Source organism: Nitratireductor sp. WH36-1 (assembly GCF_058725515.1).
This window is the reverse complement of the sequence record NZ_CM178970.1, coordinates 3,207,137-3,232,899: the sequence shown is the minus strand read 5'-3', so window position 1 is coordinate 3,232,899 and position 25,763 is coordinate 3,207,137. Positions and strand designations below refer to the sequence as shown.

13 protein-coding genes are annotated in these 25,763 nt (G+C 64.2%); 7 read left to right on the top strand and 6 right to left on the bottom strand.

The window, feature by feature from the left end; all coding sequences use genetic code 11:
• Window positions 1-38 precede the first annotated feature (38 nt).
• From AC4PTT_RS15610 to AC4PTT_RS15595, 4 genes are all read left to right on the top strand, one after another.
• Window positions 39-2,303 carry a GumC family protein gene (locus AC4PTT_RS15610; RefSeq protein ID WP_492161592.1) on the top strand — a complete coding sequence of 755 codons (2,265 nt, stop codon included), beginning with the start codon at window positions 39-41 and terminating at the stop codon, window positions 2,301-2,303.
• Window positions 2,293-3,207 carry a glycosyltransferase family 2 protein gene (locus AC4PTT_RS15605; protein ID WP_492161591.1) on the top strand — a complete coding sequence of 305 codons (915 nt, stop codon included), beginning with the start codon at window positions 2,293-2,295 and terminating at the stop codon, window positions 3,205-3,207. The genes AC4PTT_RS15610 and AC4PTT_RS15605 overlap by 11 nt, the downstream gene beginning before the upstream one ends.
• 9 nt (window positions 3,208-3,216) lie before the next feature.
• Window positions 3,217-4,527, top strand: coding sequence for a glycosyltransferase family 4 protein (locus tag AC4PTT_RS15600; protein WP_492161590.1), 1,311 nt, complete (start codon window positions 3,217-3,219; stop codon window positions 4,525-4,527).
• A gap of 328 nt (window positions 4,528-4,855) precedes the next feature.
• The gene (locus AC4PTT_RS15595; protein WP_492161589.1) at window positions 4,856-5,404 is read left to right on the top strand and encodes a sugar transferase; all 549 of its coding nucleotides are present in this window, start codon (window positions 4,856-4,858) and stop codon (window positions 5,402-5,404) included.
• 87 nt (window positions 5,405-5,491) lie between these two features.
• On the opposite strand, the gene AC4PTT_RS15590 is transcribed toward AC4PTT_RS15595, so the two are convergent.
• Complete coding sequence (locus tag AC4PTT_RS15590) at window positions 5,492-5,758, bottom strand: hypothetical protein (protein WP_206545800.1); 267 nt, start codon at window positions 5,756-5,758, stop codon at window positions 5,492-5,494.
• A gap of 111 nt (window positions 5,759-5,869) precedes the next feature.
• On the opposite strand from AC4PTT_RS15590, the gene AC4PTT_RS15585 reads away from it, so the two are divergent.
• Window positions 5,870-7,363, top strand: a complete 1,494-nt coding sequence (locus AC4PTT_RS15585; protein WP_297558222.1) for an oligosaccharide flippase family protein — start codon at window positions 5,870-5,872, stop codon at window positions 7,361-7,363.
• Window positions 7,364-7,383: 20 nt separating this feature from the next.
• Here AC4PTT_RS15585 and AC4PTT_RS15580 read toward each other — a convergent pair whose 3' ends face one another.
• Complete coding sequence (locus tag AC4PTT_RS15580; protein ID WP_492161588.1) at window positions 7,384-9,015, bottom strand: GMC oxidoreductase; 1,632 nt, start codon at window positions 9,013-9,015, stop codon at window positions 7,384-7,386.
• 342 nt (window positions 9,016-9,357) lie between these two features.
• Here AC4PTT_RS15580 and AC4PTT_RS15575 point away from each other — a divergent pair, with 342 nt between their 5' ends.
• Both AC4PTT_RS15575 and AC4PTT_RS15570 read left to right on the top strand, forming a co-directional pair.
• Window positions 9,358-10,536, top strand: coding sequence for a DegT/DnrJ/EryC1/StrS family aminotransferase (locus AC4PTT_RS15575; protein WP_492161587.1), 1,179 nt, complete (start codon window positions 9,358-9,360; stop codon window positions 10,534-10,536).
• Window positions 10,526-11,332, top strand: a complete 807-nt coding sequence (locus AC4PTT_RS15570) for a 4'-phosphopantetheinyl transferase family protein (protein ID WP_317561919.1) — start codon at window positions 10,526-10,528, stop codon at window positions 11,330-11,332. Before AC4PTT_RS15575 ends, AC4PTT_RS15570 begins: the two co-directional genes overlap by 11 nt.
• Here AC4PTT_RS15570 and AC4PTT_RS15565 read toward each other — a convergent pair.
• Genes AC4PTT_RS15565 through AC4PTT_RS15550 form a run of 4 tightly spaced genes read right to left on the bottom strand, consistent with a single transcriptional unit; the run spans window position 11,302 to window position 25,763 of the window.
• Window positions 11,302-12,855, bottom strand: a complete 1,554-nt coding sequence (locus AC4PTT_RS15565; RefSeq protein ID WP_492161586.1) for a glucosamine inositolphosphorylceramide transferase family protein — start codon at window positions 12,853-12,855, stop codon at window positions 11,302-11,304. The two genes, AC4PTT_RS15570 and AC4PTT_RS15565, sit on opposite strands and share 31 nt — an antisense overlap.
• Window positions 12,856-12,910: 55 nt before the next feature.
• Window positions 12,911-15,733, bottom strand: a complete 2,823-nt coding sequence (locus tag AC4PTT_RS15560) for a condensation domain-containing protein (protein ID WP_492161585.1) — start codon at window positions 15,731-15,733, stop codon at window positions 12,911-12,913.
• Window positions 15,733-23,793: a hybrid non-ribosomal peptide synthetase/type I polyketide synthase gene (locus AC4PTT_RS15555; protein WP_492161584.1), complete on the bottom strand. Its 8,061-nt coding sequence runs from the start codon at window positions 23,791-23,793 to the stop codon at window positions 15,733-15,735. The genes AC4PTT_RS15560 and AC4PTT_RS15555 overlap by 1 nt, the downstream gene beginning before the upstream one ends.
• The gene (locus AC4PTT_RS15550; RefSeq protein WP_492161583.1) at window positions 23,790-25,763 is read right to left on the bottom strand and encodes a non-ribosomal peptide synthetase; all 1,974 of its coding nucleotides are present in this window, start codon (window positions 25,761-25,763) and stop codon (window positions 23,790-23,792) included. Before AC4PTT_RS15550 ends, AC4PTT_RS15555 begins: the two co-directional genes overlap by 4 nt.

The window sequence follows — 25,763 nt, the reverse complement described above, 5'->3', positions numbered from 1 at the left end:
GCCTTAAGGCGGCGCTACAAGACGGGGCGGGACAGGACATGGTGGTGCAGGAAATCAGAAAGCTGACCGGGACGGACATGGCGTCCAGGGAAAGCCGACAGCAACAGGACTACATCTCATTCCGCGACATATGGGCGTTTCTGCGCCGGCATTTCTTCATCCTCGCGCTGGCCTCGGCGGCGGGGCTTGCGCTTGGTGCGCTCTACATCGCCAAGACCCAGCCCACCTACACCTCCATTGCGCGCATCGTGATCGACCGCGAACAGGCCCGCATCGCGTCGCAGGATGCTTCCACCGGCACCATCATCATCGAGACGGCGGAAATCGCCAGCGAGGTGGAGATCGTCAAGTCTGAGGCCATCGCCCGTTCGGTGATCAAGCAGCTCAACCTGACCGAAGATCCGGAGATACAGACCAGCTCTTCATGGCGGTCTGCGGTGCGCGGTGCGATCTCCTCCCTGTTATCGGTGTTCGATCAGGGGGATGAAGGCGCTGCGGCCGCGGGCGAACCCGATGAAGAAGACATCATGCGCCGCACCATGGCGGGTTTCCTCGGGCGCGTTTCGGTTCGGCGTGTGGGTCAGTCCTATGTGCTTGAGATCGGCTACACCTCCACCGATCCAGTCAAGGCGGCGCGGGCGGCCAACGCCATTGCCAACACCTATATGCAGTCGAGCCTCGACGCGAAATCGCAGATCATCGCGCGGGGCGCGCAATGGATTGAGGACCGGCTGGTCGAGGTCGGCCAGCAAGCGCATGAGGCCGCACTCAGCGCCGAGGAATACAGAAACCGCAACGACATCGCCCAGGTGGGCGCGTCCGGTCTCGACCAGCAGCAGCTCACCGAGATCAGCAGCCAGTTGCTGTCCGCGCAGGCTGCAAAAGCGGGCGAGGCCGCGCGGCTTGCCACGATCAACCGCATGCTCGCCGGTGAACTGCCTGACAGCTATGTCGGCGAGGCGTTGAGCAACACCGAGATCAACCGGCTGCGCAGCGAATTAGGCGCCGCGCGCACCCGGCTTGAGGCGCAGCAGACGCGCTATGGCGCAGAAAGTGAGCCGACGCTTGCGGCGAAGGCCGAGATCGCGCGTCTTGAAGGTCTCATCACCACCGAGCTGGTGCGCATTCAGGGGGTCTACAAATCCAATCTCGACACGGCTGAGGCGCGCGAACAGCTTCTTCAGAAGCAGCTCGATGCGATCAAGGGCAATGTGTCGGAAAAGAACCTCGCACGGGTCGAACTGACGGAGCTTGAAAGCCGCGCGACCACCTATCGCCGCATGTATGAAAGCGTTCTCCAGCAGCTCATCAGCACATTGCAGAAACAGTCCTTCCCGATTGGTGATGCGCGCATGGTGACGGCGGCCACGCCGCCGCTCGCGAAGAACTGGCCGAAGACGACCCTCATCATGCCGATGGCGCTGATGCTTGGCTTTGCCGGCGGGCTGGGGCTTGCGGGGCTGCGCGACGTGCTCGACCGTCGCATCAGCTCCGGCGAGCGGCTGGGGCGCGAACTGGGCCTGCCCACGCTTGGCTATGTGCCCTTCACGCGTTTCCAGGCCCCCGGCAGCAAGGGCGCGCTGCGCTTCGTTCTGGATGCGCCTTATTCGGGTTTCTCCGAGGCGCTGCGCGGCGTGAAAAGCTCCATTGACGCAGCCTTTCCTGCTGGCGGGCCGATTGTCGTCGGCCTCACATCGGTCGGTGGCGGCGAGGGCAAGAGCACCATCGCGGCCAATCTCGGCCAGCTCTACGCCAATGAAGGGCTGCGGGTGGTGCTGGTCGACGCCAGTTTCAAAAAACCATATCTCAGCATCCAGGCGACCAGTGCAGGCCAGAAAGCCGGACTTGCGATCTTTAGCGATGAGGCGGAGGCGGACACGCCTGCCGATGGAAAGCGCAAGGGCGACAAGCATGCCCGACACGATGAAGCGCCGATCCTTCCTGTCCTGACTGTCGATCAGATCCGAAAGGCCGCGCATCCGGGGCACCGCTTCGGCCATCTGCCGGCGCTGAAGAAGAAGCTGGAAGAGCTCAGGCAAGACTATGATGTGATCATCGTCGATCTCTCCACCTTCGCCACGTCTGCCGACGCGCGCGCGGCGAGCGCCTATGTCGACGGCATTCTTCTCGTGCTTGGAAATCGCCGCAACATGACGGTGGAATGGCTGGCGAATGCGCTTTCGACCTTCGGCAAGTCACGCGTCGGCATTCTGGGCGTCGTCTTCAACAAGCGCAAATCCGGGCAATGGTGGCGACCATCCAGCAGGAATTCCGTTTCCGTGGGAGAGCGTCATGGCTTTTGAACAGTCTCATGGGCGCATTCACCATCGGGTGGCCGTGGGCATCGCAACCACTGGCCGGCGGCCGATCCTTCATTCGGTCCTGCCGCATCTCATGCACCAGTCGCAGCCGGTCGATGAGATCGTCATCTGCGCGGCTGCCGATGATGACGTCGATCCCGCCGCACTTGGCGCACTTTCTGGGCGAACCCGCGTGGTCTTCTCGGATCGTGGTCTGTGCCGGCAGCGAAACCGCATTCTCGAATGTGTGAGCGAGGCCGACACTCTGCTCTTTCTTGATGACGATTTCCTCGTCGCTCCCTCCTATGTGGAAGAGACGGTGCGCATCTTCCGGCAATATCCGGATGTGGTCATGAGCACGGGAACGGTGGATGCCGACGGCATTCTGGGGCCGGGCATCCCGCTGGAAGACGGGCTGCGGATCATCCGCAGCCGGTCGGACGCCCCGCCGAGCGGCGGCGAGCAGCCGGTCTATAACGGCTATGGCTGCAACATGGCCGTTCGCATGTCGACGGTGCGTGGTTATGGGCTGCGGTTTGATGAAAACCTGCCGCTCTATGGCTGGCTGGAGGATGTGGATTTCAGCCGGCAGCTTGCGCGCCATGGGCGCATCGTGCGCTCACAAAGGCTGCGCGGGGTGCATCTGGGCACCAAGACGGGGCGCACATCGGGCATCCGGCTTGGCTATTCGCAGATCGCCAACCCTGTCTATCTGATGCGCAAGAAGACCATGAGCCCGCGCCATGCCGCGCCGCAGATCATGCGCAATCTTGTCGCCAACACGGTGAAGATCTTCCGGCCAGAACCCTGGGTGGACCGGCGTGGCCGGCTCTCGGGCAATATGCGCGCGCTGGTGGATCTCGTGCGTGGCCGGCTGGCGCCGCAAAACGTCACCGTTCTGGAATAGGAGCCAGCCATGCGTCCGGGACGTGTCGTCATCATCAATGATAGGTCAGCCGAGATCGGTGGCGCATCCAACCTTTCGTGCCTGTCCGCGCGCCTGTTGCGCGAGGCCGGCGTGCCGGTCACCTTCTTTGCCGGCGACAGTCCTGCGCAGGCAGGCCAGCCAGACGCGGTGCATCTGGGCGACAGGCCGCTCGTGGAGCGCGGGCGGATCGCGGCCTTTGCCGGCGGGCTCTACAATCGCAACGCCCATGCCGCACTCAGAGGCTGGATCGAGGCGCACGACCGACCCTCGACCATCTATCACGTGCATGGGTGGTCGAAGATCCTGTCACCCTCCATTTTCCGCGCGTTGATGCCGGTGCGCGGGCGTGTCGTGCTGCATGCGCATGACTATTTTCTGGCCTGCCCGAATGGCGGCTTCATCAACTACCCGATGGCGTCGGTGTGCAAGCTTGCGCCCATGTCGCTGCGTTGCCTGACCACGCAATGCGACAAGCGCGGCTTTCATCAAAAGGCCTGGCGCTCGGCACGGCATATGATGATGCAACGCTTCTTCGCGCTTCACAGCCAGCCGGCCAATATCGTTCTCGTGCATGAGGAGATGCGGGATTACTTCGCCCGTTCGGGCATCGATGACAGCCGCATGGTGACCATCCGCAACCCGGTCGAGCCGTTCCTGCGGTCGGGCGCGCGGCCGCAGGCGATGCGTGATTTCTTCTTCGTCGGGCGGCTGGAACCGGAAAAAGGCTTTGAAGACGCGGCACAGGCTGCCCGTCTGGCCGGCGTCCCGCTTCACGTCATCGGCGAAGGGGCAGGGCGCACCGTTCTTGAAAGCCGCTATCCGGAAGTCACGCTGCACGGCTGGTGCAACCGCGCCCGCATCGCGGAGCTGATGCGCACTGCGCGCTGCGTGGTCATTTCCTCGCGTGTGCCCGAGCCGTTCGGGCTGGCGGCGCTCGAAGCGGTGGGCAGCGGCATTCCGGTCGTGTTGCCCGGCCACGCGCTTCTGGGTCGGGAACTGACGCAGGCGGGTGCCGCCTTCACCTTTCCGACCGGCGGCATCGAGGCGCTGGCCGCCACGCTGCGCCGGCTTGCCGATGATGACGGGCTGGTCGCGGCGATGAGCGACGATGCGCTTGCCGTTGCGCCGCAGCTCGCTAATACGGCGCAGACGTGGCTTTCTGCGCTGCTTGCGCTTTATGGCAGCGTGCTGGAGCGCGCCAGTGCAGAGCACGGACGCCGCATTCTGCGGGCCACGCGTGCAAAGGCCGCCGCAACCGAAACAGGGCGCTCCCTCCATCGCACAAGTCTGGAGCGCTAATGCTTTTGGCCAGCCGCCCAGCAACTCAAATGATGCCGATTAGACCGGCGGCTTTGCGGGGGTAGGGATGGTCCGATTGTTCGGTGGATTGCACCTAAATAGCGCCGTCCACTACCCCGATGGAGTTATATCACGCGGTTTGCGCGGCTTTATAATGATCGACGGCGAGGCACACAGAACAACACCCAGGGGCGGGTTCATGCTGTACGCATACGATAGTTCCGTAAAACAGGAATTGGAGCTGCGGAAAGTAAGACATTTCCGATCCTATTTTGTTTTCAAGAGAACATTCGACATCGTCTTCAGTATTCTTGTTCTCTTTTTTCTTTTGCCGGCTTTCGCCGCGATATCCCTGTGCATCCTTATCAGCGACGGAAGGCCGGTCTTCTATCGGCAGAAGCGCATCGGTCGCGACGGGCGCGTTTTCGACTGTCTCAAGTTCCGCACCATGCGGCGCGACGCCGACCGGCTGCTCAAGGAGCTTCTGGACAGGAATCCGGTGCTTCTTCAGGAATGGCGCGCCTGCCAGAAGTTGCGCGACGACCCGCGCATCCATCCCATTGGCCGTTTCCTTCGGGTTTCGAGCCTCGATGAGCTGCCGCAGTTCGTCAACGTGCTGAAAGGCGAGATGAGCGTCGTCGGGCCGCGCCCGATCGTGGAAGACGAGATGGTGCGCTATGGCGAACGCATCAATGATTATCTGCTGATGAAGCCGGGCATCACCGGGCTGTGGCAGGTTTCAGGGCGCAACGACACGTCTTACGACCAGCGCGTCGGGCTTGATGTCCACTATTTTCAGAACCGCACGACCTGGCTCGATCTCAAGATCGTCTGGCGCACGGTCGGCGTGTTCCTGTTCGATCACAATGGTTGTTAGGGCGTTTCCTGCGCAATTCCGGACGGAAAACCGGTTCCCGCTTTTCCTGGAATTGCTCTGGCGCAGAGCAGAGCGCACTCGGGAATTCTAGAGGAGGTAGAGAAAGACAACGGCCAGCCAGACGACAAGACAGAAGGCAATAACAATCCAACGCGTGGCGATCTTTGCGCTGATCGCCTTGAAGGGCCGGGCCAGGAAACCCTGGTTCATCTGGTCTTCTTTACTCGCGTCTCGCACTGTCTGCTCGTTGTTCGCCGAAAAGCACCAAAGCTGTAACCGCTCACGAGGAACCGCAACCATCTGCAGCCCCTGTCTCAACGCCGGGCCGCACCGAGATCGGGCATCGAAATCCATGCAACCGCACTTCCGATTTATGCACCGCCAGAGACGGCGAATCATCGGTCATTTCAAGGAAAGCGTAGCTGATGCGCCCGCGCAGGTGAATAGCGGCGGGGGGAACGGCTGGTGAAACCGGATCACAAACCTCGGCAGGATGACACACAGCCCGCCGGCTTTCTCGGTCTGCCGCTCTCCACATTGCTGGGCGGCGGGGTCTGGGTCATGGTGGCCCGGCTGTTCGCGCAGGTGGCGCAGCTTGCCGTTTTCGTGGCTGCCGCCCATGTGCTGGAACCGGCCGAATTCGGCCTCTTCGCCTTCGTCTCGGCCATCGCGTTTCTGCTGGTCGTGGTCAGCGAAGGCGGGTGGGCCGAGTTCATCATGCGCTCCGAACATGGCGAGCAAAGGCTTCCCGAGCTTGCGGCAATCGCACTCCTGAGCGGCAGCGGCTTCACGCTGCTTGGCCTCTGGAGCGTTCTGATCGTCGGCGGGCTGTGGTTCCCGGTGTGGCAATCCTGGCTGTTCGCGCTCTTCACACTGTGGTTCGTGCCCGCTGCGCTCAACACGGTCTATGACGGCACGCTGGTTCATCGCCATATGCTCAACCGTCAGGCGATCATCCGCATGATCAGCGAGGCGGGCGGTCTGGTGGTGGCGCTGTTCGGCCTCTGGGCGGGCTGGAACATCGTCGCGCTGGTGATCGGTCGTCTTGTCACGAACCTCCTCAATGTCCTTGGCGGCATCTGGGTGCTGGGCTGGATCGCCCCGCGCTTGCCGGACCGCAGCGTTCTGGCCGAAGTGATCCACTTCGCGCGCTACATTGTGAGCGTGCGGCTCATCGTTTTCGGTCGCGCCTATTCGGGAACGCTGCTTGTGGGCAGCCTGCTTGGCCTTGCCGATGCGGGCTATTACCGGGCGGCCGAGCGCATCGTCGCTGCCTTTTCCGAACTCGTCGGCGAGCCGGCGCGTCTTCTCGCCTGGGTTATCTTCCGCCGTGCCGGCAATCAGGATGCAGGGACGGGCGACGATGCGATCACACGGGCGGGCAACGTCTTCCTGCCGGTGCTTTTCGCCGTGGCTGCCCCTGTCTATGTCGGCCTTCTTCTGGTGGCGACCAATCTGGTGGATGTCGCGCTTGGCAGCGGCTGGGCGCCGGTGGCGCTGGTGGTGAAGATCCTCGCCGTTCGGCAATTGCTCATGTTCCAGGGTTATGTGACCGAACCGCTGCTTTCGGTGCGAGGCGAGGTGAGCCGGCTCTGGCCGCTCTCGCTGATGATCAGTGTCACCTCCATCGGCATGATGGTTGCGCTTGCGCCTTTCGGGCTTGTCTATGCGGCGCTCGGTCAATGCGTGGCGGCTGTCTTCGCCGGCGGGCTCTCGATCTGGTATCAGGCGCGCTATGGCCGGCTCGACTGGTCCCGCATCGCGGCCAATAGCGGTCTGATCGGGCTCGCTGCCGCGGTCATGTTCGTGGGTGTCTCGTCGCTTGCGCACTGGCCGGCCGAAGCGCATCTGCCCAGCTATTCGCAGATGGCCGTTCAGGTGCTCGTCGGCGCACTGATCTATCTGAGCGTTCTCTATGCAAGCTGGAAATGGACCGGCTGGCTGAAGTCCGAAGGCTAGAGGAACCCCGGCAGGGGCTTTCAGCGCAAGAGCCGTGATTTCAGGTGGTCGGCCAGCCGCAGGGTCAGCGCGAGGATCATCAGCGTCGGGTTCGCATGGCCGGGCGTTGGAAAGACGGAGCTTCCCGCCACATAAAGCCCTTCGACGCCATGAATTTGCGCATTGCGGTCGACCACGCTGGACGACGGGTCTTCGCCCATGCGGGTGGTGCAGGCGGGATGCGCCATGTCGGCAAAGGGCGCATGTTTGAAGTCTTCGTCCAGAACCCATTGTTCAAGGCCTGGCTGCGGCAGGCCCACCCGCCAGAATTCCGCCGAGATCAACTCGGCAAGCCGCGCCACGCTGGCCGTTTCCGCCCAGCCGATCTTCCAGTTGACGCGCGGCATGGGGATGCCAAGCGGATCGCGCCGCGATGAAAGCGTCACCCGGCTTTCGCGGTTGGGCCGCTGCTCGACCATCGCGTCGAAGCGCAGCTCCGTCATCTGGCGCGGCAGGCCGCGTTTCATGATGAGCCGGCGGTGCAGGCCAGCCGCCAGCCCGCCGGGCGCGGCAAGGGCCGTGCGCAGATCGCTGAGCCGAAACCGCTGCCTGCCTGCATAAAAGCGCTTGAGCGCCACCCACGGGTCGGTCGGTGCAAGCATCTGTACCGGATAGGTGGCGCAGTTGAGCAGCCCTTCGCGGGCCTGAAGACGCGGGCTCAGCGCCAGTCCGCGCAGATAGAAATGCGTGCGGTGATTGTGCGTCAGGCCGTAAAAGCCGAAATGCTCGGCCACGTCCTGTAACGTGTCCCTGCCGAACCGCGCGATCACGGTGCGCGGATGATCGGCAAGATACCGCCCCACGCAGTCGCGCTCATTGCCGATGCCCTCTTTCGCCACGTCGTTCGAGGCAAGCAGAAGCCGCGCATTCTCGATGCCGCCGCAGCACAGAACCACCTTGCGCGCCCGCACGCTCGCCTCGGTGCCCGAAAGACTCTTCAGGTCGAGCGTCTCGATCCGCCGCCCATTCTCGGAAAGGCCGATGCGGGTGACGGTCGCATGGGTGAGAATGTCAATGTTCTTCGCCGTCAGCTTGGCCGCGATATCGGCAAAACGCAGCGGCTCGCTGCTGCCCGCCCTGTGGCTGAACTGCCAGAAAAAGGTGCGCACCAGATCGTCGTTCAGATCTATTTCGGCCGGCGGCGAGACCAGTCGGTGATAAAGCGCCCTGTCATAGATGTTGGGGCCGAGATTGAGCAGTTCCGCCGCACGGTCCAGCTCGCCGGCGAGATCGCGGCGCGGAAAGGGCCAGCCGGAGCCGGGAACCCATTTGCGCATGTCGAAATCGATGTCATCGAAGGCGGCGCATTTGCCCACCCAGGTGTGGGTGCTGCCGCCGACCAGCCGGTTGCGCAGTTCGAAGGCGGGAATATCGTTGAGCCAGGCGAGATCGCCCGTATAGCCGCGCTGGAGCGGCATGGCGTCCCGCGCATTCGGGTCGCCGACATTTTCCACCCGGTTGAGTGTCTGCGCGTCCGGATCGAAATCCGTGCCGCCGCTTTCGATCAGCAGAACCTTTACGGACGTGTCGGCAAACTCGCGGGCAATCGCCAGCCCTGCCGGTCCCGCGCCCACAAGGGCGAGATCGGCTTCGAACTGAGTGCCGGAAGGCATGGTTCGCAAGTCTGTATCGGACACATTGCCACCTGAGAGGGCGGCTCAGCCATGGACAAAACGGCTTGCCGCGCCGTGAAAACCCCGCAGCAAGGCTAGCAAAAACACGGCCCAGGCCGAATTCATCCAAATTGCATAGAAGGGGCTACTTGCTAAGGGTTTTGGCCATGGCCGGGTAGGGCCGGAGCGCCCCTGTTTCGGATGATTGGATTATTTGAAAACCCCTTGGGCGCGGCATAGGCTCGAAGCGTAAATGGGGCGCCGCGGCGCAAGCGACGTGCCCCTTCTGCGCACCGCGCAGACCGGGCATGAAGCCGCCCGCCGGCAAAGCGGGAAAACACTATGGCAAAGGTTGGTTTGCGTGAGTGGCTGGCCATCGGAAGGGTCATCGCCTCTGGTCGTCTGGCGCGTTATGGGGGACCGGGCGAAGGGCCGCTCGACCGGTTCGAGAAGGCGTTTTCGCAACAGTTCGACATCAGGCATGTGCTCACCGTCAGCAGCGGCACCGGGGCGCTGATCAGCGGCCTTGCAGCTTCAGGCGTGGGGCCGGGCGATGAGGTTCTGGTGCCCGCCTATACGTGGATCGCCACCGCCGCCGCCGTGCTTGCGGTTGGGGCCGTGCCGGTGATTGTCGACATCGACGAAACGCTGACCATGGACCCCGACGACATCGAGCGCCGGATCACGCCGCGCACCCGCGCGATCCTGCCCGTGCACATGGCCAACATGGTCTGCGACATGGAAGCGATCATGGCGCTGGCGCGCAGGCATGGCCTGCTCGTCATCGAGGATGCGTGTCAGGCGGTCGGCGTCACCTATCGCGACCGGCGTGTGGGCACCATTGGCGACATTGGCGCGTTCAGCTTCAACCAGTTCAAGAACATCAATATCGGCGAGGGCGGGGCGGTGGCCTCGCAAAGCGACCGTTTCTTTGCCCGCGCGCGCATGTATCACGATGTGGGCGAGCTCTTTCGCGGCCATCTCGACAATTACAATGAGCCGAGCTTCTTTGGCGTGAATTTCAAGGCAAGCCAGATCCAGGGCGCGATGCTGAATGTGCAGCTCGCGAAACTCGACCCGATGCTGAAGCGGATGCGCCAGCGGCATCAGGTCATGGCGCGCATCCTGTCGGGCTGCGACGCCTTCCGGCTGGGGCCGCACAATGATCCGCAGAATGCGGTTGGCCTTCACCTTCTTTTCGAAACCGAAGAGGAGGCGAAGACGTTTGCCGCAAAACACAGGCGCGGCGTGTATCGGGTCTTCGATTCCAGCCGTCATGTCTGCACCCACTGGACGCCGATCCTTGAAAAGCGAGCCTTCCATCCGGCCATGAACCCCTATGGCTGGGCAAAGGCCAGCGTGGATTACGGGCCGGACATGTGCGCCCGCTCGCTCGACATTCTCAAGCGCACCTGCCGCATCAGCCTTGGCGAGAACTATCCGACGGCGCTCATGGCCTATCTTGCCCGCCGCATGGCTGGCCAGAGTTCACAGGAAAGGCGGTTGTCCTATGCATCTTAAACCGATCGGTATTGGCGCCAGCACGATCGATGTCTGGCAATGGTCGCTCGATGTTCCCCTAGATGCGCTGCCGCAGCTCGTCTCCGCTCTCGATGAGGCGGAATTCGCACGTGCAGGACGCTTCGTGCATGAGAGACACCGCCTGCGTTTCATCGCCGGGCGGGGCCGGCTGCGGGCCATTCTGGGGGCGTATCTCGGTGTTCCCGCAAGGCGTCTTTCCTTCAGTTACAATGCCTTTGGCAAACCACGGCTGGCCGGACGCGGCGAACCACCGCTTCACTTCAACCTGAGCCATAGCGGGGGCATGGCGGTGCTCGCTGTATCGGACCGCTACCGGCTGGGCATCGACATCGAGCGCGTTCTGCCGTTTCGGGAAAACCTGGCCGCGCATTTCTTTTCGCCGGCAGAGAACGAGGCGCTCGCCGCCGTTCCCTCGCAGGATTATCTGGGAGCGTTCTTCCGCTGCTGGACCCGCAAGGAAGCCTTCGTGAAGGCGCACGGGGCAGGGCTTTCGCTGCCGCTTGAATCCTTCGATGTCACCATCGACCCGGAAGGTCAGCCGCGGCTTCTGAGGCTGGATGGCGTTGCCGATGCACCGGCCCAGTGGCGGCTTGCCAACCTTGCGCTGCCGCGCGGCTATATCGGTGCGGTCGCCGCGATGACGGCCGGCAACGCCGTTGCGCTCAACTATCGCGGTCGCCGACAACCGGCTCCGGGGCGCGAAACGCGCGGCGCGTGGCATCCGGGCGCTCGCCTTGAGCGCTCTCAGGCGTTGAGGCGTGCATCCAGTATGTAGCGGGAGCCGCTGGCATCGAAATGGTGGCAGCCGCTCAGGCCCGGCTTGAAGTCGGGCAGGATGCGCCGCACGCAGGTTTCCCGATAGTCTTCCATGTCCAGATGTTCGATCTCCATGATGTTGAGACCGTATCCGTAAATGCCATGGGCATTGTATTGCGCGGGCCGGTAGAGGCGGCGATGGCGCGAGAAGATGCGGCCACCATTGCGCGCCGTGGCGCTGCCGATCACCACCGGGTTGCGCCGGTGCGACACAAGCCGGTTGAGTTCCGGGCCATCGACCTGGAAAGCGTAGAGCGCCGAGCAATGATCTTCGAAAGCGTGATGCTCTGACAGATTGGTGAAAAGCCACCACTGGCCGCGATGGTGGAACAGCGTGCTGTCAGCGGCCGACCAGCCTTCGAGCGCCCGCGAATAGGGCTCCCAGATCAGCGGAAAGCTAACCGCGCGCCAGATTTCGATGCGCTTTCGCTGATGCGTTTCCGGCATCATGAAAATCTCGTCGCCATGCTTGAAAACGAAGGGAAACGAGAGGTGTTCCTCACCGCCAAGCGCAATGCCGATGGGCTCGAAGCCGCGCCGCGTGATCTCGCCGACCGCGATGTGCGCCCTGGTGTCGCCGCGCCCGTAATTCTCGTAGAACAGGTAGGTCTTTCCCTGATGGTGAAAGAGAAAGGGATCGGCCTTGATGGCCGTGTCCGTTGGCGGGATTTCCGTAGCCTCGCTCGGATCAAAATCATCAATGGACCCGCGCCCGCTGTAGAGCGTCCACACGGCCGTATCCTGATGGGAGGCGCGGCGCACGGATTTCAGCGCCCGCTGCGTTACGTTCTTCGCAAGTGCTGCCGCATAGCGACCGGTTGTCAGAAGGCCGGGCGGTGGGGCCGGTTGAACAACGTCAGCCGCTTTCAACGGTTTCGGCAGTTTCCGGGTCTCGGCCAGCCGCCGCAGTTCGCGAACCAGAAGCAGCACCGATTTCTCCTTCATGAAGGCGTTGTTGCGCGCGGCGCTGAACTTCACATTGAACTCGGCCTCCGCAATCGCGCGCCGTTCCGGCTGGCGCGCAGTCTCGACGAAAAGCGAGAGATGGCTCGTCGGCGCGCCTTCGGCCACATCGCCCATGCCCTCCCAGTTCACGGGTCCGGACTGGGTGAAAACATGGCTGAGCGACCAAATGCCGAAACGAAGGTTTTCGGTCAGCGTTTCCGGCAGCGCGCCCTCGCAATGACGCAGCACCAGATCGAGCTCCAGCCCGTGGCGGTCGCTGTTCTCGCCGGTTTCGTCCAGCGGAATGCTCACGATGGAACTGCGCGCGCGCTCGAAGCGGCGTGCGCGATAGGCGGGCTGGCGCGCGAAAAGCGAATTGTCGATCCGCGCCACCGTTCTGGCCAGAAGGCCGGGTCGGGCCGTATGGTGTGGAGCGGGATCGGTGAGGAACGCGACCAGCCTGAAGCGCCGGTCCGAGAGCAGGCGCTCGATCAGAAGCAGTTCCCAGTTTTCGAAGGTCTGCCCGATGGCGCGCACAATCCCGATCCGCAGGGGACGCGCCTGCGGTTTCCTGTTGCTGGCCGGTTTTCCCTTAGCGTTCAGAGCCGCCTCCCAGTTCAAGGCGCTCGCCGAGTACGGTCGAGAGCTTGTCGATGCCGCTGTCGCTGAGCGAATCCTCGTGCCAGCCACGCAGGTCGAAAACGGGTGAATCATCCGGCACGAAACCGCGCCAGCCAAACAGAAGCGGCTTGGCGCGGGGATGGTTCGCCTGGCTGCGGAACAGGAGCACCGTTTCGCCATCGAGCGCGCGCGGGGTGTAGCGCCGCGCTGCCCGTACCAGAAACTGCGTCACCGCCTCGTTTGCCTCTTCCTCGGGGTTCAGCGCCCGGTCGGGCGCATAGCGCTCCACCAGCTTCAGCGAAAAGCTGAATTCCTTCAGATAGGTCATCATCGAAATGCGGCCGCGGATCAGCTTGCCGGTGAAGTAGAGCAGGCGCTTGGCGCGTTTCTCGGTGTTCCAGCGCCAGCGGGTGAAGCGTGGCTGCGAGCGCACATAGCCCGGAGCCCAGCTGTCGATCAGCGCCACAAAGCTCACATCGTGGCCTTTGAGGCGAATCTGCCGCGTCATTTCAGCCGCCAGAATGCCGTTCACGCAAAGCCCCACCAGCGCCACCGTTTTGGGCCGGTCGCCAAGCTGCATGGCGTCCACCGCATCGCCGGCGATCTGTTCCAGCGTCAGGTTCTCCGTCTCCGCATCGATCCGGGCGTTGAACATGTGCAGGTTCACGACCGAGGCATGGCCGGGAAGCGTTTTGGCCATCCGGTAATAGAGGAAAGGATGGTTGAGCGTGTAGATCGCGCAATCGCCACTGCCCTGCCGGTAGATGGTGGTTTCCCAGTCGATGATCGCAGGGTTCTGCTCCGCCGTTTCCACATCAGGCGGCGCAGCGGGTGCATGGTCTGCGACCGGCGCTTCCGCCTCACCGAAGACCGCGCGGGCAAAGCCTGAAAGCGTCGGCTCCTTGAAAAGCACCGCCAGGTCCGGCTGCACGCCAAAGGTCTCGCGCATTGCCGAGAACATGCGCAGCGCCAGAAGCGAATGGCCGCCAAGCGCAAAGAAATCATCGCTTCCCTGCACCTGCGGCACATCGAGAACGCGCGCCCACACCCGGCCAAGCTCCGCCTCCCGATCCGCTGGTGGCGATGCCTTGCGTGCTGCTGGCGGAGCGACGGGCGCAGGCATGGGGTCGGGCATGGGAAGTGCTGCATCATCAAGCGCGCCGTCAGCCCGACGCGGCAGGGCAAGCAGAATGCTGATGCCCGCCGGCATATCGTCGTCAGGCAGCCGTTCTGCCAGATAGGCGGTGAGATGCGCCGGCAGCGTTTCAAGCGGTGTGGCAAGGCCGGCGGCCGGCGCCGCATAGGCGTGAGACGCACCGGAGGCATCGCGCCTGACCGCCGCATCGGCCACGTCACGATGGGCAAGAAGCAGGGCTTCCACCCGCGAAGCCGGTTCTGCGCGCGTCTCCTGCGGTGAAGCGGGTGCGCGCACGGGCCCTTTCATGTCGCCGATCTTCGCCTGCGGGTCGGTCAGCGCGAAGGCATAGGCCTTCTGCCAGAGGTCGAGCAGTTCCTGCGCCGTCGCCTCATCGAACAGATCGGTGTTGTATTCCACCGACATGCGCCAGCCGGTCGGGCGGCCAATCATGATGAAGTTCAGATCGTAGATGACGCCCGGCGACTGCGAGGGTGCGCTGATCAGCTCGAAATCGCCATAGCGCGTGTCTTCCAGAAACGCCTTCTGCTGGTTGAAGTTCAGCGAAACCAGCGGATTGCGCGAGGGATCGCGTGCCGGATTGACCAGCTCCACCAGATTGTTGAACGGCATTTTCTGATGATTGAGCGCGGCCCCCACCGTGGCGCTCACCCGCGCCAGGTGATCGGCGAAGCTCAGATCGTCGGCAATGTCGAAGCGCAGCACAAGATTGTTGATGAAGACGCCGATCAGGCTTTCCAGATCCACATCCTCGCGCCCGGCGATCTGCGTTCCGAACAGGATTTCGCGGCTGCCGGAATAGTGATGCAGCGCTGCGCTGATCACCGCCGCGCCATAGCTGAACAGCGAAACATGCTGCGCCCGCGCCGCCGCCTCGATCCGCTCGCCGAGCTCCATCGGAAGCACGGCGGAGAGGATTTCGCCACGGCTGGTCTTCACGCGTCCGCGCGGCCGGTCGGGCGGGATCTCGAAATAGGGCGCATCGCGCAGCTGTTCGCGCCAATAGGTCTTCTCGGTCTCGAAACCGTAGCTGTTGCGGTACTCGTCCTGCCAGAGCGCGAAGTCGCCATATTGCAGCGCAAGTTCCGGCAGCTGCGCCGGGCGTCCGGCGTCGATGGCGGCAGCCAGTTCGCCAAGCTCGCGCCCCAGAACCCGGATCGACCAGCCATCGAAGCAGGACTGATGCGCGGTGATCAGGATGAAGCCGCGCCGGTTCTCCACCATCAGGAGCGTGACGCGGAAGAGCCCCGCCTGGCCAAGATCGAAGGGTGCCGCCGCCGTCTCCCTGCTGATCGACTGGATGCGCGCCTCGCGCTGGTCGGCCGGCACATGGCGCAGATCGATCACCGGCATGCGAAACGAGACCGCCCGCACCACCTGCTGCACGGGCTGCCCGCCCGTCTCGACAAAGCGCGTTCTCAGGATCTCGTGCCGCTCGATGATCTGCCGAAAGGCCGTTTCGATGCTTTCGGTCTTGAAATCACCCCGGATCTCCCAACGCACGGCCACGTTGAGCGCCGGGTTTCCCGGGCTCAAGCGGTCCAGAAACCAGCAGCGCAATTGCGTCTGCGTGCAGGGGAATTCGCCGATGATCTCGACTGCCCCCTCGGCAAGCGGGCGGTGCTCCGTGTCGGTCATCAGTGCGCCTCCATGCGGCGGCGTGCGCCATGCCGGAAATCCTTGAGCGAGGGCACGTGCGGCTGCACGCCATTGACCGGCTCATCGCCCGCTTCCCCGGCGATCAGCGCCAGTTCGCCGATGGTCGGGTGCTGAAGAAGATGCCGCGCCTCCAGCGGCACGCCGGCGTCGATCATCCTTGCGGCGATGCGGAAGATGCTGAGCGAATCCGCCCCCAGCGCGTAGAGGTTTTCCTCGACGCCGATCTCGGGAATGTTCAGCACGTCGCGCCAGATGGCCGAGAGCTTTTCCTCCATCGGTGTGCGTGGCGCGGTTCGGATGATGGCCGCTTCCTGACGCGGAATGCCCTGTTGTTCCAGCGTCTTGCGGTCGAGTTTGCCATTGGCCGTCTGCGGAAGCGCTTCGGCCTCGACCCAGAAGGCGGGGACCATGTGGCCCGGAAGATGCGCCTTTGCATGCGCGCTCAGCGCATCCGGGCGTAGCGGGTTCGCTGGATCATCGGGCACCACATGACAGACAAGCTGCCGGTCGCCATTGCGGTTCACGGGTGCGGCCACGGCGCACTGCCGCACGCCCTCCGCCGCCGAAACCACCGCCTCGATGTCGCCAAGTTCGATGCGGAAACCGCGCAGCTTGATCTGGTTGTCGCGGCGGCCCAGAAGCTGGAGCGAGCCGTCAGGCATGCGCCGCCCCACATCGCCCGTCTTATAGAGCCGTTGCGGAACGCCGCCAATGGAGACGTTGCGGAAGGCCGCGTGGGTCTGTTCGCCATTCTCGAAATAGCCGATGGCGAGGCCGTCGCCGCCAATGTTCAGCTCGCCCCTCACGCCAACCGGCGCGATCCGGCCCCGCGCATCGAGAATGTGAAGCTGCGTGTTGGCGATCGGATGGCCGATGGTGATGGGCGCATCCGCATCATCGATGCGCGCCACGGACGACCAGATCGTCGTTTCCGTCGGCCCGTACATGTTCCACAATTCGCCGCCGGTTTCGATCAGGCTGCGCGCCAGCGCCGGTGGCAGGGGCTCACCGCCGCACAGCATTTTGAGCGCCGGACGTTCGCCAAGCCCCGCCTCGATCAGCATCTGCCAGAGCGTCGGCGTCGCCTGGAGCACGCTCGCCCCGCACGCGTTCAGAAGGTGCACGAGCTGGAACCCGTCCTGCACCTGCAGCCGGTCGGCGATCACCACCCGCCCGCCGCAGATGAGCGGCAGATACAGTTCGAGTGCAGCAATGTCGAAGGAGATGGTGGTGACGGCCAGAAGCGTGTCCTGCGCCGTGAAGCCGGGTTCCTTCGCCATGGAGGTGAGGAAGTTTACCAGCGCGCTGTGGGGCACTTCCACCCCTTTGGGCACACCGGTCGAGCCGGATGTGAAGATGATATAGGCCGCCTGCGATGTGCCATGTGCGCGGATCTGAAGCGGTGCGGCATCCTGTGCGGCAATGGCCGCACGTTCTTGATCCAGCCGGATCGGCAGCACATCGTGGCCTGCAAGCGCGGCAATGCGTTGATCCCGGCAGATCAAGGCGGCGATGTGGGCTGCGTCCATGGTCTGGCTGAGACGCGCTTCGGGATGATCCGGGTCGAGCGGCACATAGATGTGATCCGCCTTCATGATTGCCAGCAGCGTGACCAGCATGTCGATGGACCGGTCCAGCGCCACCGCGATGCGGCGGCCGGGGATGAAGAGCTTTTCCTGAAGCAGGCGGGCAAGCTGCCAGCTTCGCGCATCCAGTTCGCCATAGGTGATCGCTTCATCGCCATGCATGGCTGCGATGGCGTCGGGTGTCTCAGCAGCCCGGTCGCCGAACAGTTCGAAGGCGAAGCGCTCGCTTTCACAGGGCGTCTCGGTCTGGTTCAGACCATGGGCGAGCCATGCCGCCTCATCATTCGAGAGAAGCGGCAGGCGTTCGATCCGCGCATCGATGTCGTCGGCCAGCGCCGCCGCCAGCGTGGCGAAGTGACCGAGCCAGCGCTCAATGGTCTCCGGGTCGAACACATCGCCATTGTAATCGACATCAATGCGGATGCCGTCGCTGCTCTCGATCATGTTGAGGAACATGTCGAAATTGGAAAACGCCTTGGGATTGGGCGTCACGTTCGCCGACAGTCCGCCAAAGTCGAGCCCCTTGCTCATGCGCTCCAGGTTGAACTGGATTTCGGTGAGCGGCAGGCGGCTCGGGTCACGCTTCAGCCCGAGTTTCCGCACCAGCGTTCCATAGGTGTAGTCCTGATGCTCGAAGGCCTGCAGAACGAGCGTCTGTGTGTCCTTCAGATGGGCGGAGAAGGCGCGGTCCTCGTCAAGCGTCTGGCGCAGCGGCAGGAGGTTCACGCAATGGCCGACCAGCGTTTCTTCGCCGACAAGGCTCTGGCCCGCCGAAGGCACGGCGATCACGATGTCGTTGCTGCCGGAAAGGCGCGACACCATCACCTGCAGCGCTGCCAGCAGGGTCGAGAACAGCGTCGCGCCGCTCTTTGCACCGGCCTTCTTCAGCCGCTTGTAGGTGTCCTCACCGATATGCGCGGTGCAGGTGCCGCCGGCAAAGCTGCGCCGTTCCGGCCGTGGCCGGTCGGTGGGCATGTCTGGCAGATCCGGCACGGTCTCAAACTGCGAAAGCCAGAACTGTTCCGTCTCGCTGCTCGCCCCGGGCCGGTTCGCCCGGTCCTGCGCATAGGCCGAGAAGGCCAGCGCCGGAGGCAGGTCGGGCGTCGCGCCCTTCACCAGCGCCGAATAGGCTTCGGCCAGTTCTTCCACCAACACATTCACCGACCAGCCATCGCAGACGATGTGGTGTGCGGTGAACACAAGCACGTGCCGGTCTGCCGAAAGCTTCACGAGTTCCGCGCGCGCCAGCGGTCCATTGACCAGATCGAAGGCGGTGCGGGCCTCGCGGTCCATGATCGCGGCCAGCGCCGCTTCATCGGGAAGCCCGGTCAGCGGCAGTTCAATGCGGAAATCGGGCATCACCTCGAAATGCTCGCCGGTGCGCGCAAATCTGATGTGGAGCGCATTGTGCCGCGCCACCACCAGATCGAGCGCCCGACGGAAAGAGGCTTCGTCCAGCGCGCCATCGAGCGTGAGATTGAAGGATTCGTTGAACGAGCACGAGGCTTCATCGCCCGCCTGCGCGGCAAGCCAGATTTCCTTCTGCGCTTCGGTCAGCGGGGCCTGCGCGGGAGCGGGCGGGGTTTCCGTTTTCGTCACTTCCGGCGCGGGCTTTGAAAGAGGGGCGCTCTGCGCATCTTCACCACGAAGAATGCCGGCCCCCTGCAAGGCATCAAGCGTGTTTGCGAACACGGCGGCAATGCGCTGAAAATCCTCCTCCGAATGTGCGGTCGTCAGGAAACAGGGATAGCCGTCCTGCACATGCAGGCCCTGAAGGCGCGCATGGGGGTAGAACAGTGAGCCGAGTGGATCGGCATTGCCGAAATCGGTCACGAACCAGCTCTTGTAGCCGTGGATCGGCATGGCGATGCCACGCTCGGAAAGCTGGGTGTTCAGCTGTGTGACCAGCTGTTCCGTGCGACCGGCCACCCGGTCATAAAGCGCGCGGCCTTCGCCCTTGATGTGCTGCAAAACGGCGCGGGTCGCCGCCAGCACCACCGGATGCCGCACGAATGTGCCGGCAAAGAAGGTCGGCGCGACCATGGGCACGCTGTCATCGCCATAGTCCCAGCGGCCGCCGTCCAGCGCATCCATATAGCGGCTGTCGCCGGCCAGAACGCCGATGGGCATGCCGCCGCCCAGCACTTTGCCATAGGTCGCCAGGTCTCCGCGAATGCCCCACACGGCCTGAATGCCGCCGGGGTCGACGCGGAAGCCGGTTACCACCTCGTCAAAGACCAGCGCGAAATCGCGCTCCGTCGCCACCGCGCGCAGCGCGCGCACGAACTCGACGGGCTGCAATTCGGGATGCCGGCTCTGCACCGGCTCGATGATGACGGCGGCGATGTCCTCCGCATTGGCGCGGATCCAGTCGAGGCTTTCTGCTGCGCCATAGGGCAGAACGGTCATGTTCGAGAGCGAATCCGAGGGAATGCCCGCCGCAATCGGCAGTGTCCGGTGCTGTCCCGCGCGGCTGCGCCCCTTCACCAGAACCTCGTCGAACTGGCCGTGATAATCATTGCCGAAAACGACGATGCGGTCGCGGCCCGTCACCGTGCGGGCAACCCGCATGGCGGCCATCACCGCTTCTGAACCGGTGTTGCAGAAGGTCACGCGCTGGTGTCCGGTTAGCTCGCTGATGAGATCGGCCACCTCGCCGGCAAGCGGCGTCTGCGGCCCGATGGCGAAGCCTTTGTCCACCTGCGCGCGGATCGCCTCGGTCACGAAATCGGGCGCATGGCCGAACGCCGTCTGGCCCATGCCGTTCACGAGGTCGATATACTCATTGCCGTCTATGTCCCAGATGCGCGATCCCTTTGACCGGTCGGAGACGACGGGAAACACCATTTCTTTCCAGTCGGAGCGGAAGCCCGAGGCCGCGCGCGGATCGGCCAGATGCGGCCGGTGCTTTTGCGTGAACGCCCTGGAGCCTGCGTTCTTCTTACAATAACGCGTCACCAGATCGTCAATGAAGGCGCGTTTTTCGGGCGATAGCGTCTGGTCGCCGGCCTGTGCGCCGGGCTTGTAGACACGGATGCGGCTGCCGCCGATTTCGCTTTCATCACCGGTTGTTTCGGGTGTCGGGGCAGGGGACGGCGCTGGCGCAGGGGGCGCGGCCTCCTGTGCGGCGGGGGGCGGCATTGCCGCTGCCGCCGTGCCGCCCAGCGACTGGATGGTCTGCATCTGCTGCGCAAAAAGTTGCTGCGCCATCTGCAACTGAGACTGGAACAGCGCCTCGAGCCCGAGAGGCGGCTGTGGGGTTCCATTCACCGAGGTAGATGGCGCAGCGGGCGCGACGTCCGGCGTGGGGGGGACCTGTTTCACCGGAGGGGGAGAAGCCGTCTGCAAGGCATCTGCCGGCAGTTCGGCATCCAGGTGTCGCGCCAAGTCATGAATGGTCGGAATGTTGCCGAGTAATTCGCGGAAGGAGAGCTTGATCCGATATTCCTTCTCCACCTTCTGCGCGAACTGGCCGATGAAGAGTGAATCGAAGCCAAGCTCGAGGAAGGTCGCGCCGGCGGCGTCGTCAGGCATCTCCTCGCCCGAAAGGTCGGCGAGAAGGGCAATCAGGGCGCTTTCCAGCATGGCTGGCCGGTCGGTTGTCGAAGGTGCAGCGGTCATTGGGCTCGTTCCGTCTGTCATGGTTGTCTGGCTCTGGGCCGGGGCCTGGGTCTGGGCCACGGGCTGAGGGGCTGCCTGCGGCGCATCGGTCGCGGCGCTCGCCCGGTTTTCCGGCTTCGGTGCGTCGATCCAGTGCATCTGGCGCTGGAATGGATAGGTTGGCAGCGGGATCTTCCGCCGCGCCGTTTCCGGCAGGGCCGGCCAGTCCAGCGCGCAGCCGGCGATCCACGACCGCGCATGCGCCTCGGCGAAGGCTTCCTCGCCGAAGGATGCGCGGTCGTGTTCGGGCAGGGACTGGATGATGGCGGCAATGGCGTCGCGCTTCAGCGTCTGCGCGGTGAAGACCGAAAGTGTACGGCCGGGGCCGCTTTCGATGAACACCGGCCGGCGGTCGCGCGCGATGGCCTGAATGCCATCGGCAAAGCGCACGGCGTCGCGGCAGTGGCGCGCCCAGTAGGCTGGTGACGCGCCCTGCGCATCGGTCTGCCAGTCGCCACTGACGCAGGAAATGTAAGGGATGGTCGCCGGGCCGTATTGGACCTTCGCCGTTTCCTCTTCCAGCGATTGCGCCGCCTCGTCCATCATGGCCGAGTGGAAGGCGTGCGAGGTGTGCAGCTGGCTATAGGCAATGCCCGCGGCATCGAGCGCGGCGCATGTTTCATCCATGGCCTCGAACGTGCCGGAGATGACGCTGAGCTTCGGCGCGTTGACGGCGGCGATCTCCACCCCGTCGGTCAGATGTGCGGCAGCCGTTTCGGCATCGGCGCGCACCGAAACCATGGCCCCCCTGGGCTGGTCCTGCATCAGCCTTCCGCGCGCAGCCACCAGACGCAGCGCGTCCTCAAACCGCATCGTGCCTGAAAGCGTCGCGGCGACGAATTCGCCAACGCTATGGCCGATCATGGCGTCGGGCATCAGCCCACGGCTCATCCAGAGTTTCGCCGTCGCATATTCAACGAGGAAGAGCGCAGGCTGCGCGATCTGCGTGTCGCGCAGCGCTTCGGCAAGCTCTTCTGCCGCGCCGTTCTGGGGCAGGCGGATGAAATCGCGTATGTCGCGGCCGATCAGCGGTTCCAGAAGTGCAGCGCCCCGGTCGATCCATTCGGCAAAGGCAGGCTCACTTTCATAAAGCGCGCCGCCCATGCCCACATGCTGTGCGCCCTGGCCCGGAAACATGAAGACCACGGGCGGGGCTTCCGGTGCTGCTTCGCCACTGATCGGGCGTTCGGCCTCCAGCCCGGCAATCGCCTCGTCGCGCGTGCGTGCGACGACCGCTGAGCGATGGGCAAAAGCGTGCCTTCCTTCCTGAAGCGTGTGCGCCACGGCGGCGAGCGGCTGTGCGCCTTTGCGCAGCGCATCGGCCAGGTTCTGACGCATGGCGGCGAGCGCTGCTTCATTGCGCGCCGAAAGCGGCAGGATGAGCGGCCGGGCCGTCTGGTCTTCCAGCGTGCTGGTTTCGGGAGCCTGTTCCAGAACCACATGCGCATTGGTGCCGCCAACCCCGAAGGAACTGACGCCGGCGCGGCGTGTCGCGCCTTCCGCCTTCCATGGCGTTAGCCCTGTCGGGACGCGGAAGGGGCTGCCTTCGAGCGCCATGTGCGGGTTGGGCGACACGAAATTCGCCACCGGCGGGATTTCACCATCGCGCACCACGAGCGCCGCCTTGATGAGCCCGGTCACGCCCGCGCCCGCATCCAGATGGCCGATATTGCCTTTGACGGAGCCCAGCGCGCAGTGCCCTTCGGGGCCGGCGTTGCCAAAGGCGTTCATCAGGCCGTTGAACTCGATGGGATCGCCGAGTGGCGTGGCGGTGCCGTGGCACTCCATATAACCAACGCTCGCCGGATCGACGCCCGCACTTGCAAGCGCCATCGCAATGGCTTCGGCCTGACCGGACACGCTGGGCGCGGTGTAGCCCACCTTGTCCGCGCCATCATTGTTGACGCCATAGCCACGAATGACGGCGTGGATCGTGTCGCCATCCGCGATGGCGTCTTCCAGCCGTTTCAGAAGCACCACCCCGCCGCCATTGCCGAACACCGTGCCGCCCGCCTGCGCATCGAAGGGGCGGCAGAACCCGTCCGGCGAAACCATGCCGCCTTCCATGTGGATGTAGCCGCGCTTCTGGGGCACCGAGATCGACACGCCGCCGGCCAGCGCCATGTCGCATCCATAGGTCAGGAGGTTCTGGCAGGCCTGCGTCACCGCCAGAAGCGATGTGGAGCAGGCCGACTGGATGGTGAAAGCAGGCCCTTTCAGGTCCAGCTTGTAGGCCACGCGCGTCGCCAGCGTGTCGTTGATCGCGCCCACCAGCTCGTTGAACATGTCCACCTGATAGCCGGAGGTGAAGGCCTCCGCCTTCTTCCGGTCGGACAGGATGTTGTTGATGAGATAGGTGCTCAGCGACGATCCGGCGAAAACGCCGATGGCGTCCTTTGCCGCAAAGGGATCGCAGCCCGCACTCTCCAGCGCTTCCCAGCAAAGCTCCAGAAACAGGCGGAACTGCGGGTCGAGCACCGCCGCTTCGCGCGGATACATGCCGAAGAACTCCGCATCGAACATGCCCACATCGTCCAGACAGGGCCGCGAGGGCACATAGTCGGGCGACGCGCGGGTGGCGTCGTCATAGGCGTCTTCGATCTCGTCGGGCGCAAAGGCGCGGAAGGCATGCCGCCCTTCGCGCGCCATCTGCCACAGCGCATCGACCGAGGGCGCACCGGGAAAACGCCCGGCCATGCCGATGATGGCGATGCTGCCAATGCCCGCATCGTCTTCCGCCATCGGTGCGTATTCGTTCGGCGTCGTGTGCTCTTTCGTGCTCTGCCCGTTCATGCTCTGCTCCGGCGGAATTGCGACATGACCTGTCTCTGCCTCGCGGCGCGGCTCTGGGCGGCGGCGGTCTGCGGGCCGTCCGCCGCCTGCTTCTCGAGAAAGCGCGCGAGGATGCGGATTTTCGGGTGCTCGAAGAGGGTCACCACATCGATGGCGCGGCCAAGTTCCTGTTCGAGTGCTGCGTGAATGCGCATCAGCTGCATCGACGTGCCGCCGAGATCGAAGAAGTTCTGGTCCGGGCCGATGGCGTCGGTTCCAAGAACGCTGCGCCAGTGACGCGCGACGACGGCCTCCATGCCCGCTTCAGGGGGCGTTGCCGCAGCCGGTGCGGAAGCGGGCGCATCGGCCGGGTTCGGCAGGCGCGCACGGTCCACCTTGCCGGCGCGGTTCATGGGGAATTCGTTCAGAACAATGGCCCGGCCCGGCACCATGTGGGCCGGAAGGACGCCCTTCAGCCGCCCGAGAACCGCAGCCGCAAAGCCCAACTCGTCATAACCGTTTATGGCTCCGCCCTCCGGGCGCGGGCGCAGATAGGCGACCAGCCGTTTGGCCGTTCCAGCCTGATGACACTGCACCACGGCGTCGGCCAGGTGTTCGTCACGGCGCAGCGCCGTCTCGATCTCGTCCAGCTCGATGCGCTTGCCGTCGATCTTGACCTGCCGGTCGCGGCGACCGCGAAAATGCAGGAGCCCGTCCGCCTCCATCACCGCCATGTCGCCGGTCAGATAGACGCGCAGGCTTTCGCCGTCTGCGGTGCGGATCGTCACGAAACGCTCCTGCGTCAGCTCCGGCCGGTTCAGATAGCCGATGGCGAGCCCGTCGCCGGAAACCGCAAGCTGTCCTTCCTGGCCGGGCGGCAGCGCGCGAAGATCATCATCAAGAATGTGAACGCCGCTATGCGCGATGGAGTGGCCGATCGGCATCGCGTCGTCCCGGAACTCGGCCGGAACCTCAAAAGTCGAGGCGATGACGGTCACCTCGGTCGGCCCATAGGCGTTGGTCAGGCGGCATGTGGGGTGAGCGGCGAGAAACCGCCGCGCATGATCCGCTGACGCCACTTCACCGCCGAAAAACACATGCCGAAGCGAGGTGAGCCTGCCGCCCGGATGATCGACCAGAAGGTTGAACAGCCCCGTGGTGAGCAGCATCACCGAGACGCGCTCATCATCAATCGTTCGGGCAATGCGCTGCATGGAAAGCGTGCGGTCGCCAATGCCGGCAAGCCGCGCCCCGTTGAGCAGCGCGCCCCAGATCTCGAATGTGGCGGCGTCGAAAGAGATCGTCGCCGTGTGCAGCACCACATCGTCCGGGCGGAAGTCGACATAGTTCTGCGCGCGCACCAGCCGCACAATGCCGCGATGCGGTATGACCACGCCCTTGGGCCGCCCGGTCGAGCCCGACGTGTACATGACATAGGCAGCGTCACCGCCCGAGACGGCCACGGCGCTGCCGGTCGGCGCATTGTCCTCAGCCAGCCCGGCCATGGCCGCGTCAATGTCGATGAGGCGCTCTGCACTTATGGGAAGTCTGGCTGCAAGATCCGCGCTTTCGGCGTCGATCATCAGGGCGCGCGGCGCGCAATCCTGCGTCATGTAGGAAAGGTGTTCCAGAGGATAGGCCGGATCGAACGGCGCATAGGCAGCGCCCGCCTTGAGGATCGCCAGCTTGGCAACCAGCGTCTTCAGCGCGCGTGGCAGAAGCAGGCCCACTATGTCGCCCCTGCGCACGCCCATCGCGGTGAGGCGGGCGGCGAGTTTTGCGGCCAGCCGGTCGAGCTCCGCATAGGTCAGGCGCTCGTCGTCGAAGCCGACCGCAATCGCATCGGGGCGCTGGCGCGCCAGCGCCGCCACGGTGTCGTGAACCGTCGCGTCGCGGTCATACCCGCGTTCTGATGCGTGCCCTGAATGAGGAGTGGAAGAAACGGCCGTTCCGGAAATGGACAGCTCGGTGTCGTTCTGATTTCGATGCAT